This window comes from Enterococcus olivae (assembly GCF_053760925.1).
In genome coordinates, this window is record NZ_JBSMVT010000009.1 from 88,372 (window position 1) to 101,462 (window position 13,091).

12 protein-coding genes are annotated in these 13,091 nt (G+C 36.1%); 2 read left to right on the plus strand and 10 right to left on the minus strand.

The window, feature by feature from the left end; all coding sequences use genetic code 11:
* Nucleotides 1-7: 7 nt before the first annotated feature.
* Entirely contained in the window at nt 8-961 is a 954-nt protein-coding gene (locus ACWODM_RS08000) for a phosphoglycerate dehydrogenase (protein ID WP_455320854.1), read from the plus strand.
* Nucleotides 962-1,007: 46 nt separating this feature from the next.
* Here ACWODM_RS08000 and ACWODM_RS08005 read toward each other — a convergent pair whose 3' ends face one another.
* The 9 genes from ACWODM_RS08005 to ACWODM_RS08045 all read right to left on the minus strand — a co-directional run bounded on the left by ACWODM_RS08005 (nt 1,008) and on the right by ACWODM_RS08045 (nt 10,000).
* Entirely contained in the window at nt 1,008-1,952 is a 945-nt protein-coding gene (locus tag ACWODM_RS08005; RefSeq protein ID WP_455320855.1) for a glycosyltransferase family 2 protein, read from the minus strand.
* Between the two features lie 221 nt (nt 1,953-2,173).
* Nucleotides 2,174-2,470 (minus strand): HesB/YadR/YfhF family protein, encoded by a 297-nt coding sequence (locus tag ACWODM_RS08010; RefSeq protein ID WP_455320856.1) that lies wholly within the window; start codon nt 2,468-2,470, stop codon nt 2,174-2,176.
* Between the two features lie 11 nt (nt 2,471-2,481).
* Nucleotides 2,482-3,147, minus strand: a complete 666-nt coding sequence (locus ACWODM_RS08015; protein WP_455320857.1) for a potassium channel family protein — start codon at nt 3,145-3,147, stop codon at nt 2,482-2,484.
* 23 nt (nt 3,148-3,170) lie between these two features.
* Nucleotides 3,171-3,800 (minus strand): response regulator, encoded by a 630-nt coding sequence (locus tag ACWODM_RS08020; protein WP_455320858.1) that lies wholly within the window; start codon nt 3,798-3,800, stop codon nt 3,171-3,173.
* Complete coding sequence (locus ACWODM_RS08025; protein ID WP_455320859.1) at nt 3,797-4,879, minus strand: sensor histidine kinase; 1,083 nt, start codon at nt 4,877-4,879, stop codon at nt 3,797-3,799. Before ACWODM_RS08025 ends, ACWODM_RS08020 begins: the two co-directional genes overlap by 4 nt.
* Complete coding sequence (gene liaF, locus ACWODM_RS08030) at nt 4,876-5,607, minus strand: cell wall-active antibiotics response protein LiaF (RefSeq protein ID WP_455320860.1); 732 nt, start codon at nt 5,605-5,607, stop codon at nt 4,876-4,878. Before liaF ends, ACWODM_RS08025 begins: the two co-directional genes overlap by 4 nt.
* 133 nt (nt 5,608-5,740) lie before the next feature.
* Complete coding sequence (gene greA / locus ACWODM_RS08035) at nt 5,741-6,214, minus strand: transcription elongation factor GreA (RefSeq protein WP_455320861.1); 474 nt, start codon at nt 6,212-6,214, stop codon at nt 5,741-5,743.
* Nucleotides 6,215-6,349: 135 nt separating this feature from the next.
* The gene (gene mltG, locus ACWODM_RS08040) at nt 6,350-7,492 is read right to left on the minus strand and encodes an endolytic transglycosylase MltG (RefSeq protein WP_455320862.1); all 1,143 of its coding nucleotides are present in this window, start codon (nt 7,490-7,492) and stop codon (nt 6,350-6,352) included.
* Nucleotides 7,493-7,705: 213 nt separating this feature from the next.
* A complete protein-coding gene (locus ACWODM_RS08045; protein WP_455320863.1) occupies nt 7,706-10,000 on the minus strand; it encodes a CDP-glycerol glycerophosphotransferase family protein in 2,295 nt (764 codons plus the stop codon).
* A 226-nt stretch (nt 10,001-10,226) separates the two neighbouring features.
* Between ACWODM_RS08045 and ACWODM_RS08050 the strand changes: the two genes are divergently transcribed.
* Nucleotides 10,227-12,182 carry a CDP-glycerol glycerophosphotransferase family protein gene (locus tag ACWODM_RS08050; RefSeq protein WP_455320864.1) on the plus strand — a complete coding sequence of 652 codons (1,956 nt, stop codon included), beginning with the start codon at nt 10,227-10,229 and terminating at the stop codon, nt 12,180-12,182.
* Between the two features lie 24 nt (nt 12,183-12,206).
* Here the strand turns inward: ACWODM_RS08050 and ACWODM_RS08055 are convergent, their stop codons facing one another.
* Complete coding sequence (locus ACWODM_RS08055) at nt 12,207-13,055, minus strand: acyltransferase family protein (protein ID WP_455320865.1); 849 nt, start codon at nt 13,053-13,055, stop codon at nt 12,207-12,209.
* Nucleotides 13,056-13,091 lie beyond the last annotated feature (36 nt).

A 13,091-nucleotide genomic window follows, 5' to 3' on the forward strand; every position in this document is an offset into this window, starting at 1 on the left:
TCAATCTATGACAAAATATATCTTAGCAACGAGACCTTTTCGAGCAGAATTTATTCAGCAAATGAAAGAGATCTCTCCCAACCATCACTTTGTTACTGCTGATGAGATCGACAGTAATTTTGACTGGAACAAAGTTGAAATCACGATCGGTTGGTCCAACGATTGGGAAAAGAAGCTGCTGATCGCCGGCTCTTCTTTAAAATGGGTTCAATCGATTTCAGCAGGAGTCGACACCCTACCATTGGAAAAATTTGAAACCTACGGCGTTCGTTTGTCCAATGCAAGAGGAATTCACGCCCAATCGATCACAGATCATTTGCTAGCCATCTTATTTATGAAAAGTCGTGGAATCTTTGAGGCCATGCAAAATCAGCAAGAAGCACTGTGGCAGCCGGATGTAGCAATCAATAATTTACAAGATCTGCGCATTCTTATTGTGGGAACTGGAAAAATTGGTCAATGCTTAGCCAAATCTCTTGATTTTTTCCAATGCTCCTCGATTGGGATTAATACTAACGGTCGGAAAATCGACTATTTCTCCGAAACCTATGCTTTGGTAGAGTTGGCACATCAAGCACAAAAAGCTGATGTAGTCATCAATATACTGCCACTGACAGAGGATACTTATCATCTCTACAATAAAAATTTATTTGATGTGATGAAAAAATCTGCCACCTTCATCAATGTTGGTCGTGGGGCCAGTGTCGATACCGAAGCACTCTACCAGTCACTGGTCGATGAAAAACTAGGCTTTGCTGCACTAGATGTTTTCGAAGATGAGCCGCTTCCAAAGGATTATCCATTATGGACATTGAAAAATGTACTGATCACGCCACATCTTTCGGGCTATACGCCCCATTTCCAAAAAGCATTTATGCAGATTTTCATAGACAACTTTGAAGCATTTGCTGAAAAAGGATCATTGACAAAAAACATCGTCAATATCAAATCAGGTTACTAAAAAATGCCTAAAGAAAGCTGATTTATCGGCTTTCTTTAGGTCTTTTTTATAATTTTTTATCTAATAAATCTTTTTCAGTTTCTTTTATGATATAGATCGGTCGATTTTTTGTCTCCAAGAAAATCTTGCCAATGTACTTTCCGATGATCCCTAGACACAAAAGCTGCAAACCACCTACAAATAGAATAACTGAGACCAGTGAAGGCCAGCCACTCGTTGGATCTCCAAAAATCAGTGCCCTCAAGACAATGAAAATCAAAGCAATTCCAGCTCCAACACAAGAAAAAGCACCTACAAAAGAGGCAATCGTCAATGGTGCATCTGAAAAGTTGATCAACCCATCGATTGAATACTTAAACAGGCTCCAAAAAGACCAAGTCGTTTCTCCAGCTACCCGTTCTCGATTTTCATAAGATAGATACTCTGTCTTAAAACCAACCCAACTAAAAATTCCTTTAGAAAAGCGATTGTACTCAGTTACATCCAAAATTGCATCAACCATTTGACGAGTCATTAGTCGAAAATCTCGGGCGCCATCAATCATTTCTGTATCCCCATACTTATTGATCACCTTATAAAAAAGACGAGCAAAAAAACTACGTACTGGCGGCTCACCTTGTCTATCGGATCTTCTAGTACCTACACAGTCAATATCTGAGTTCTCAATCATCTGGATCATTTTGGGCAGTAATTCTGGAGGATCTTGAAGGTCAGCATCCATCACCGTCACAAGATCTCCTTTTGCTGCCTGAAGCCCTGCATAAAGTGCAGCTTCTTTGCCAAAATTTCTTGAAAATGAAATAAATCTCACCTTTTTTGGTAATTGATGATGAAACTCTTTCAGCACAGTCAACGTAGCATCAGTGGAACCATCGTTGACAAAAATATATTCAATCGAGTGTGTAATTTCTCGAGATCTTTGCTCAACCGCCTTTAAGAAAAAAGGGAGTGATTCCTCTTCATTATAGCAAGGCACAACAATTGATAACATCTTCAATTCTCCCTTCTGATGCTCCTCTTCATAACAAAAGTTGACTTCTCTCCATATAGAAACAAATGACTTCTTTCATGATGAGTCAAATCAATATGAAGTAACTTTTTTCAATATTCACTATGAATGATAACCTTCTGATTCTTAAAATTATAGCATAAAAATGAAACTGAAAAAGCAAAAAAGCTAAATTGCAGGAACGCAATCAGCTTTCTAAATGTTTATTTAACTTCGGAGAACAAGTATTTTGGTTCGTTCAATTTTTCATCGTAATCAACAACCATTTCCAGTCCCTTGAAAAACCAATCGTCACTCTCTTCAGCAAAAAATAAAATTCCGTCGATTTCTTCTTTGAATAGTGGATTTTCTGGTCGATCAACAGACATGCCTACAGAAAACCCATCATGTACTTGTGTATTTCCATAAATTTTTCCAAAAAAGCGAATGCCCATTTCTGGTTGAATCTTTACTTCTTGCTTAAACCAGTCCAATGCTTTTGCCGTAACCGTCACTTTCATCCTATACACCTCTAGTCGTTTAGTTTTTCATCAAGCATATCTACTTCGTCGGTATTCCCAATCACCAGTAGATTATCATTTTCTCTAACTATTTCGCTTGCCGACGGTGAAACTACGACTTTTCCTTCTCCACGACGGATCGCTACTACAGTTAGACCAAACTTCTGACGAAAATTCAATTCAAGCAATGACTTGTTGAAAAAACGCGGATTGTTTACTCGAATCTCAGCCAAAGAAAACTCATCTGACAGTTCAATAAAGTCCAAGATATTCTTAGAAACAAGATTATGAGCAATTCTGACACCCATATCCCGTTCAGGATGGACCACACGATCCGCACCGATTTTTTCTAAGACACGAGCATGGTATTCGTTTTGAGCTTTCGCTAAAACTTTAGGTACCCCCATTTCTTTTACCATCAAGGTAACCAAAATACTTGCCTGAATGTCTTCACCTATCGCCACGATCACATGGTCAAAATTTCGAATTCCTAATGATCTTAACATCATCTCATCTTGGGCATTCCCCACAACTGCATGCGTTGCGATATTCATGTATTCATTCACACGGTCTTCATTGTTATCAATTGCTAGAACCTCTTGACCTGATTCTATCAAAGTTCGGCAAATACTCCCACCAAAACGACCTAATCCAATGATTGCATAATTTTGTCTCATGTTCTTTTTCTCCTTTAAGGAACCTACTTCACTAATTTATGCTTGAAGGCATAAATCGCTGCTTGTGTTCGATCGTCCACTTCCAACTTCGATAAGATATTAGACACATGTGTTTTTACTGTTTTCAAAGTAATAAAGAGCTCGTCAGCAATTTCTTGATTGCTTTTTCCCTGTGAAATCAGCATCAATACCTCACGTTCACGATTCGTTAGATCTTCGTGTAATTCGATGGTTTTATTGGTCATGCGATTGACCATTTTTGTTGTCACTTCCGGTTCAAGCACACGTTCTCCCCTTTGCGTTGCCCGAATCGCATCCGCAATTTCATGCGCAGTTGAAGTTTTTAACAAATAACCAGCTGCACCTGCCTCAATCGCCGGATATACTTTTTCATCATCAATAAAGCTTGTAACAATAATAATTTTAGCTTCTGGCCAATCGTTCAAGATCGCCTTCGTTGATTCGATCCCGTCCATCTCATCCATTACCAAGTCCATTAAGATCACGTCAGGACGCAGCTCCAAGGCCTTTTCATAGCCAATACGACCATTTTCTGCCTCGCCAACCACTTCGATATCCTCTTGAATAAACAGATAAGAAGAAACACCTAATCGAACCATCTCATGATCATCTACCAACAATACTTTTATCATTTAACGGGAACCTCCTTTATTAACGGAATTTTGATTTCTATACTTGTTCCTTGATTTTTAAAGCTAATGATTTTCAGGGTACCACCCACGCCAGTTACCCGCTCACGAATATTCATCAAGCCGTAACTTCCGGCTTTTTTCTGTTGTATCTCATGATCGAAGCCAACACCGTCGTCGATGACTCTCAACAAAATATTTTGATCGATCAAATTGAGATAGACCTCTAACTCGGACGCTTTTGCATGACGCAAAGTGTTTGAAAGCAACTCCTGAATCACACGAAACAATTGATCTTCAATACTGTTAGGAATACTTAAATCCTCAATATCCCATTTTAATGCAATATTGATTTTAGTTCGTAGCTCTCTCAAGAGCTGTTCGATCCCCTGCTTCAAGCTTTTTCCTTCCAAAGTTACTGGGCGCAAATGCAACAACAACGCTCGCATCTCTGACTGAGAAGCATTGATGATATCGGACACCATTGATAGTTGCTTGCGTTGCATCTCAGGCACTTGCGTTTTCTTGGCTTGCTCGTTCAACGCGGACATCATCATCATTGCCGCAAAAAGCTGTTGTGAAACAGAATCATGCAGTTCTCTTGCTAGACGCTGACGCTCATTTTCTAGAATCTCTTCCTTTGTCTGTCCATCTACTACTTGCGGACGAGCATTCAGAATCTGTAATTCATTCGACATTTCTCTCAGCTTATCTTTGATCTGATGAATATCATTGTCCATATCAAACAATTCTTTATTAGAAGCAGACAAGGGCATGTTTTCATTCAAGACCGGGCTTTCTAAATTGCCACTAGCTAGCAGTCGCATTTTTTCCTCAATCGGTGTCAGCAACTTTTTCTGTGAAAAAGCAATGAATAAAAAGACCGAAAATCCCACGGCAACAGAAATCGTTAAAAGATAAAAAATCAATGGGATGAATAAGACTTTCACTTGAAATAATTGTAGCCACCAATGTGTTTGCCCTATCGCAAAAAGATAGGTAAACAGAACCAGGATCAAGATCAAAAAGGTCGCAAAGGTACTGTACAGTGCCACCATGCCTCTAGAGGTTTTTCCTATCATACACGAATCACCTCTAAATCACCTAGTAAGGTATTAGAGACGATCTTCAACCTTCTTGGACTATCGCTATAGTCATTACTGAAAACAGTCAGAACTTCATTACGTAGCTCCGTTTCTTTTGACTCGAAAATCACTGAGCCAGCAAATGCTGCATGCTCCAGCTGCACACCGATGCCTGTAGGAATCAAAATACGCGTCCGACCAAACCCTTTTCTTACTAATACAATATTATCATTTTTAGGTAAAATTGTATTCCCTAAATCAATGATTGTATCTCCAGACAAAATACTCAAGTTGATATCGTCCCACTCATAGACAGTGTTACCGATTCGCTCATTTCCAAACCATTGCTGTTTTTTCTTTTTGCCACCGTGGTCCTGTGGTTCTGTGGTTTCAACCATGATTATTTGTTTTTTCTGCCAAAAAGAGCGTTTGGAAAAATCAATACCTGACAATTCAACACCCTTCAATCCTATAAAAAGTACCGCAAAGACCAGCATCAACCACAAGGCAACACTATTCAATAAACTGATTAGGATCATTAAACAGCCCACAATCAGCTGAAAATTTTTAGTTTTACTTTGTTTCTTTCTGTTCGCAGCAATATAAACATTCAATAATCCTATGCCTAAAAGAATCAGCAACGGCGCATTATTAATGATCTGCCAAACAGCCAGTAGAAACAATAAAGCCTCTACAACGATAAAAAACCGCCATGGACTATTCATAGAAATTCCTCCTACTTCTTTTTCTCTCCCCATCATACTAAAATCCAGCTGTCTATTCATCAGTCGTGGGGCTGAAAAACAGAAAGAAAAAGGAATAAACCCCTACGGTCTATTCCTATTGGTTCTCTCTGATTTATTTTACTGCAACTATTTTCACTAGCATTTCGCCACCAGGTGTAGAGATCGTTACTTCATCGTCGATTTTCTTACCAATCAAAGCTTGTGCGATAGGAGAATCATTCGAGATTTTTCCTGAGAAGGGATCTGCTTCTGCACTGCCTACGATCGTGTATTCTTCTTCTTCTTCATCGGGTAATTCTTTGAAGACAACTGTTTTCCCAAGAGAAACTTCGTCTTGGTCCACATTGTTGTTATCGATGATTTGAGCAAATCGAATCATATTTTCCAATGTTGTGATACGACCTTCAACAAATGCTTGCTCATCTTTCGCTGATTCATACTCTGAATTCTCGGAAAGATCGCCAAAACTTCTAGCAACTTTGATACGCTCGATGATCTCACCGCGTTTAACGGTTTTTAATTCCTCTAGTTCTTGTTCTAGTTTTTCTTTTCCTTCTACTGTCATTGGATAAACTTTTTCTACCATAAATATATCTCCTTTTACTTCTACACACTATTTCTTTTATTTTAGATTGAAATAAATGGTAATCCCTTGTTAGAATCCACAAAAGATTACCACGCTTTTCTATTTTTGTAAACTGATTAAAGAAAGAAATTTACTTTAGTTACGATTATTTACATATTTTTCAACAAGTTCATTGTGATCGTCAAGGTTTTCTGCATAGTACACATCTCCAGTATCCAGATCAGCAACAAAATAATAGTTGTCATTAGGGATTGGATCTAATACTGCTTGGACTGCTTGCTCACTCGGATTATCAAATGGTCCGGGACCAAAGCCAGTATTCTTATACAGATTGTAAGGTGAATCAACTTCCAAATCTTCATAAAGAACTAATTCTTTATGTTCTCCCAAAGCATATAGGATAGAAATATCTGATTGCAGTGGCATGTCGATATCTAAACGATTGAAAAATACTTGGGCAATCTTTTTGCGGTCTTCTTCTGTCGTTCCTTCTTTTTCCACCAATGATGCTAGAGTAAGTGTCTCATGAATATTTAGATCAGATTCTTCGATCTGGTCATAATAATTAGACAATACTTCATTAGTTTTTGTGACCATTTCACTGATCAACGTTTCTGGCGTCATTCCCTCGTAATAATCATAAGTTGCCGGGAATAGATAACCTTCCAAGCGATAATTGACACCTCTTGCCTTGCTCGTATCAGTCAGCAGTGTTGGGTAACGCTCCATCAGCTTCTCGAAAAATAATTCATCTTGTAATGTTGTTAGAAACTCCTCTTTACTAATACTGGTTTCTTCCTCAACAATATCTCCGATTTGATCGACATCCAAACCTTCTCTGACGGTAATTCTAGCATCCGCCTGATCAGCAGCTAGTCCACCATTTTGTAATCTTTCCCCAATCTCATCTAGCGTCATATCAGGAGAAAATTGATATTTTCCCGCTTGAAAACCTGATAGATTATTGAATTTCGTGTAGTAATTAAAGACCATCCCACTTTTAATGATCTCACTATCTTCCAAGATCTCACCAATCGTTTTGTTCGACGAGCCTGTTGGTATGCTGACCAAGGCGATCTCTGAATCGTCAGGATCCAACGGTTTCAAACTCGTTGTTATATAACGATAGGTAGAGAAGGCAAATACACCTCCTACTACAAGCAATGTGAGACCAATAATCAATGCAATCCGGCTGACAATTTTGTCTTCTTTTTTTCGTTGTGCTCTACGCGAACTTCTATTTTTTTGAACCACTGTGTCATCCTTCTCCTTTTTCACAGTTGAAAATGAACTTTCTCAACCTATTTGTATCCATCGTTTACTGAAAAATAAAGATTGGATTTTAAGAATTACGCACGGATGTGTCTTGAGGTAAAACACTCCTGCTTACGTTCGTATTTCTAACTTGTATCATTATACACGAAAGTACGCAAGAGGGAAACGGTTTTAGGGAAATTAGAAAAATGACTTAAAAGAAACTACAAAACTTTCTTAAAAAAGTTTTTCCCATGCCGTAATTGATTGCTGTGTCTGACTGTCAAAATCAAACAAGCTGGTCGTACGTGGTGCTTCCATCAAAAAAACTTTCATCCCTTCTAGAATCCCATTGGTAGAATTTTCAACAACGATCGCTTTGTTTCTATCCCCCAGAACTTCCAAAGTCTCAGGAATCTCTGTCATTATAACAGGTGTCTCTACAGCAAGTGCTTCAAAGACAACCATCCCTAATCCTTCATACCGACTGCTAAAGACAAAGGCGTCGGCCGCTTTGACTAGATTGTAGGGTTTGACTAGATTGTCTAGCAGATAAATACGATTCTTTACAGAGCTTTCCTGTATTTGATTGATGATTGCTTCCCTTTCAGGACCGTACGAGCAAATCAAAAGCAGTCGTGTATCTTTACGATCAAGCTTTTCAAAGGCTTGGATCAAACGGTCATAGCCCTTTTGCTTAGAAAAACGTCCCACACTAACAAACACTTGGGTGTTCTCATTTTCTAAGTCCTTTAAAAGTGTGTATGGAAGGTCCTTGGGCAATGGTTTTGCTGCAATTTCACGAATGTTCTCCGCATTGATCAAAACTTCCATCACTTTTGTATTGGCTTCAGGAGCGAGCTCCTGAATTTTATCCTCGATCGGTTTGGATACACAAATAACATTGTCTGCTTTTTGATAGGCTTCAAAAAGAATCTTTGGTTTTAAAGAAGGATTTATTTTAAATTCCTGAGCCATATCTGTATGAACAAAGATGTCGGTCTTGATCCCATTCTTTTTTAAAGCCCATGTCCAAACCGCATAAGAACGGTCATAACCTGGATAATGAATAAAATGATTCACCTCCAGATGTGGAAATACACGGTCAAAGTCTCGGCGATACATCTCAGCAACTACTTCTTTCGCACATGGCAGTTGATTCATATATAGCATTGTCTGAGTCATTTCATTAATTGTTGACTGAACTTTTCCAGTCTGGATAAAGGTATAGATTTGTTCAGGCAGTTCTTGGATTTTATATTCCAAATGCTTAGGAATCATGCCCTCTTGCCAAATAAAGATATAGTTTCTCTTTGTTAAATCCACAGTAGACATCAAATTCAACAAAGAGGAAGTGATCCCGTTGTCATCTAACCGATAGACATAAATCAGCACATTGTCCTTGCCATTCCAATTATCATATTCAGTGACAGCAGTAGTTGCTTTTGCTTTCAATAAATACTCAAGAACAATCGTTGTCCCGTCAATACAATCAAATCGATTATACCTATGTTGAATTTCCTGATAGTCATCCTGCTTTGTTTTTCTCAATTCTTTCATTAGATTTTCCGCTTTTTTTACTTTTCTAAAAGGCAATTCAGACAGATTGAGATACATTCCGCGATCTTTTAAATACTGTTCCTCATCAAAAGTAAACAAGATCACTGAACGATTGGTAACAGCGAAATCGAACATGATAGAAGAGTAATCCGTCACTAATTTTTCAACAGTCTGTAAAAAATGATACAGCTCTTCATTCTCAGGATACTGCTTCAAATGTTTGTAGTTTTTTTCAGAAAAATTCAGCAGCTCAGCTTCATAGGGATGCAGTTTCACATACATTTCCTCCCCTTCAGTTAGCAAAGTATCCAATATTTCCAGTTCTGCCAGCATTTGATTAGATAGCTCGATATTTGCAACTTCCACCCCTCGCCAGGTAGGCATATACAGGTAGCGACCGCTGACAACCTTCTCTTCAAATAAGTGACTATTTCGTGGAGATGGAGCCACAACGATTTGATTGTGAACGATATCTTTGATCCCAAAATCTTCGATGATTTTTTCTTTTGTAAATTCGTTACTGACAAAAATTTTGTCCGCTGCCGCTAAATTTCGTTGTACATTGCCATAGCCTTGAACCTGAGTCGATTTACCCAGAAACTTTAAAGGCGTTCCATGCCAAAAGATAAAATATTTTTGGTCGTCTCTTTTATGAAAAAAACTCCAAAAAGACGTATCATTGATTAGATACTCGCAAGTCGCCAGTAATCGCAAATACTCTTTGCTCATATGTTCGACGATATTTTCAGAAAAACGCGGATCCACACTCGTATTTTTTCTCTTCGCAATATAGATCGTATATTCCGGAAAGTCTTCCTTCAATTTTTCTGCCAAAGAAAAAATATGACCAGACACTTCTCTTCCGTGAGTGCTTTCTAAAAGAATCGTTTGTGATAGAATTGGTGCTTTCCTATATTTTAAATAGTACAACTCATTAGGAGACATGAGATTGTTTTTGATTTTGGAAAACAAATAATTATTCCCCCTTTAGAATAAATAAAGCCATACTTCTTGATATATTGTTTTCTACACTTTTGCAAGCCATTATTTTCAATTTTAACTGAATTACAAAAAAAAAGAAACAAACAATCAAATATACATAAAATGAGTAGTATCTTAATATAATAAACATTTACAGGTTAATTATTTTCTGATAGATTAAAGTTGTTTATAAATCAAATTATTAGGAGCTTTCTAGATGATAGATACTTTAAAGATTTTTACAAAAGACAATTATTTTTTTATTGAATCCGATTGTACTGATTTTACTAATTTAAGAATTACAAATAGCACAGGAACACACTCCTTCACTCATGCTGAAAAGACTCTGTGGTTCATTGATTCAAAAGAAATCGCTTCTTTACTAACTCCACATGTTGAAGACCGAATCAATATATACTATGGTGATCAGGATAATCAAATAGATACAAAAAACTTTAATATTCATTTTTCAGACTCGGTTTTTACGGAATATAATGAACAGATGATCTATCTTTATATCACTCTAGATCATAAATTACGTTTTATGTGGAACCAAAAACCTTCTTCTAAAAGCTTCTATGCAAATTCGAAGATCAAAAAGATTGATGTCCAGGATGAAAAAGTCAATTTAGAACTCGTTTTGTTCTCTAACTATGTTCCTCTAAAAAATATGAGCTTGATCATATCTAATCGACAAAATGGCGAGAAGTTCAAAATTGATAGTACGTCTTGTATCCATGAACAAACATCCATAAATGAATTTAAAAATTATGGCACTTTTTGTTTTACAATTCAAGAATCATTTTTATCCTTACTCAATGAATATAATTATAATGATTACGATTCTTCTATTTTTGATTTTTGGGTAAACTTTAGAATTTCCCCTTTCCCTGTTACAGAACCTTTATTACGTGTCCAGTATTCGAAGGAAATTGATCAGGAAGTATGGATTCCTTATTCAAAATCCAATATGTTTATGCTAAATCCGTATTCAACTGTTCATGATAACATTTCTGTAAGAACTGGTATTCTAAAAAAAGAGGCCTATGATTCGTATAAAAAAATGGTAAACGAACAAAAGCAACTACAAAGAAAAAAAATTGTTTTGATTACTGAATACCCTTATAAAGCTCAAGACAATGGGTATTTTTTCTTCAAGTATTTAATGCAAAATCAAAACAAATATACCGCATACTATATCATTACGCCAGACTCTCCAGATTTGGAAAATTTACAACCATTTATGAGTAATGTGGTGTTCTATAAGAGCAAACAACATATAGAATTGCTTTTTAAGTCCACTTATTTGGCGCATACACATACATCTAGTTATGCATTCCCTTTTATTTCTAAAGGATTCCTTGAACAAAAACAAATTTTAAAAAAGCTGTACCTCAAACATGGGATCACAGCTCTCAAAAATGTTTCCTTCGCTTACAGCAAACAAACTACACCTGATTTTACAAATAAAATTATTGCGTCATCTTCTAGAGAAAAGAAACAAATTCATGAACAATTAGGATACGACTTAGATGATATTGAAATCACTGGCTTAGCTAGATTTGATAGTTTATTATCTAATAATCACAAGTTCAAATCTTTTTTTAAAAGAAAAAAGATTATCATTATGCCTACTTGGAGAAACGAACTCAACAATCTCTCTGATGAAGAATTCAAAGATAGTCTATTTTATCAACGTTTCAATGATCTAATTAATGATGCTTCTTTCCAAGAGTTAGTTCGAAAAAAATGTTTAAAAGTCTCACTATATCTACACAGTAATTTTCAAAAGTATAATCATTTATTTAATTCTAAATTTGTCAAAACAATTCCTGCTGGCTCTATTTCAGTTCAGACATTGATGAAAGAAAGCGGAATTATGATTACTGACTATTCTAGTGTTGGATTGGATTTCGCTTTACAAAATAGAACTGTTTTATTTTATCAGTTTGACAATGACACGCAGGAAATGGCGGAAGGGGTAAAACAAAACGATGCAATCTTACCTGGACCCACATTTCAAACGAAAGAGGCTTTGATTATTATTTTAGAAAACAAAGTGAAGAATAATATTCTAGATAAGAAATATCAGGATATTGTAACTAAACAACTTTATACATTTCAAGATACAAATGCTTGTCAAAGGATATTTGACGTTTTAGACAAAATGTAACTAAATAGCAAACCACAAAGCTTTTTATTTGATAAAAAACTTTGTGGTTTTAGTCATTTCATGGAATTTATTAAAGATAATTACCCTTACTTTAGCTAGTAGTAAGCAAACAAAGAAGACAATCAATGGTTCTACGATCACTATCAATGGAAAATAATTTTTTGAAAAAGAATCTGGATTGTTAAAAATTGTTTGCCAAATTAGCGGTCTGATGATTCGATTGTCATGAATTAAGTAGACATCAAAAACTAGTGGTGCACTAGCAAAAATTAACGAAAATTTTGGTATTTTGATTTTTTGTACTATAACAAACAATGAACTACTAAATAGTAGTGCGTTAAAACTATTGATATCAATTAAAAATGATCTATCAAAATTAAAGGTATCTACACCATACTCTATAATAATTGGTCTCAAGAGAATCAAAGCCCAAGTAATAATAAATGAAATGATTACCAATTTAAAATATTTTTTAGTTAGTTTCTCATTGTATTCTTTGATCAAATGTCCTGCATAAGCAATCATGAAAAAAGAAAGTGTTTCATTTAAAACAAAGGCATTTTTGATATTTAAAACCAACCCGACTACATTAGGACTATAAAAAAGTAATGATAACAATACAAAATATTTCAATTTTTCTTGTTTTTTTTGATTAATAAAAAAATTTTTGAGTATAGGCTGTGTAATCATAAGAATCAGATATGCATTAGCAAACCAATATTGCTTAAAAACAACTGGGAAAATCGAATTAAAAATATTTTCATAACTTAGTTGCCCACCTATGAATATTGCGAACGAATAGAGCCACCTGTGCGGAAAAATGAGCCAGTGAATGCGGACAATAGCGCCACCGAATGCGGACAAGGGAACCACATAAATAATTTAGCTAACAATAGAGACCTTCTGTAT

What these genes read in the sequence shown, in the direction of transcription:
- ACWODM_RS08000 (WP_455320854.1), top strand. Translation starts at nt 8, where the DNA reads ATGACAAAATATATCTTAGCAACGAGACCTTTTCGAGCAGAATTTATT.
- ACWODM_RS08005 (WP_455320855.1), bottom strand. Translation starts at nt 1,952, where the DNA reads ATGTTATCAATTGTTGTGCCTTGCTATAATGAAGAGGAATCACTCCCT.
- ACWODM_RS08010 (WP_455320856.1), bottom strand. Translation starts at nt 2,470, where the DNA reads ATGAAAGTGACGGTTACGGCAAAAGCATTGGACTGGTTTAAGCAAGAA.
- ACWODM_RS08015 (WP_455320857.1), bottom strand. Translation starts at nt 3,147, where the DNA reads ATGAGACAAAATTATGCAATCATTGGATTAGGTCGTTTTGGTGGGAGT.
- ACWODM_RS08020 (WP_455320858.1), bottom strand. Translation starts at nt 3,800, where the DNA reads ATGATAAAAGTATTGTTGGTAGATGATCATGAGATGGTTCGATTAGGT.
- ACWODM_RS08025 (WP_455320859.1), bottom strand. Translation starts at nt 4,879, where the DNA reads ATGATAGGAAAAACCTCTAGAGGCATGGTGGCACTGTACAGTACCTTT.
- liaF (WP_455320860.1), bottom strand. Translation starts at nt 5,607, where the DNA reads ATGAATAGTCCATGGCGGTTTTTTATCGTTGTAGAGGCTTTATTGTTT.
- greA (WP_455320861.1), bottom strand. Translation starts at nt 6,214, where the DNA reads ATGGTAGAAAAAGTTTATCCAATGACAGTAGAAGGAAAAGAAAAACTA.
- ACWODM_RS08050 (WP_455320864.1), top strand. Translation starts at nt 10,227, where the DNA reads ATGATAGATACTTTAAAGATTTTTACAAAAGACAATTATTTTTTTATT.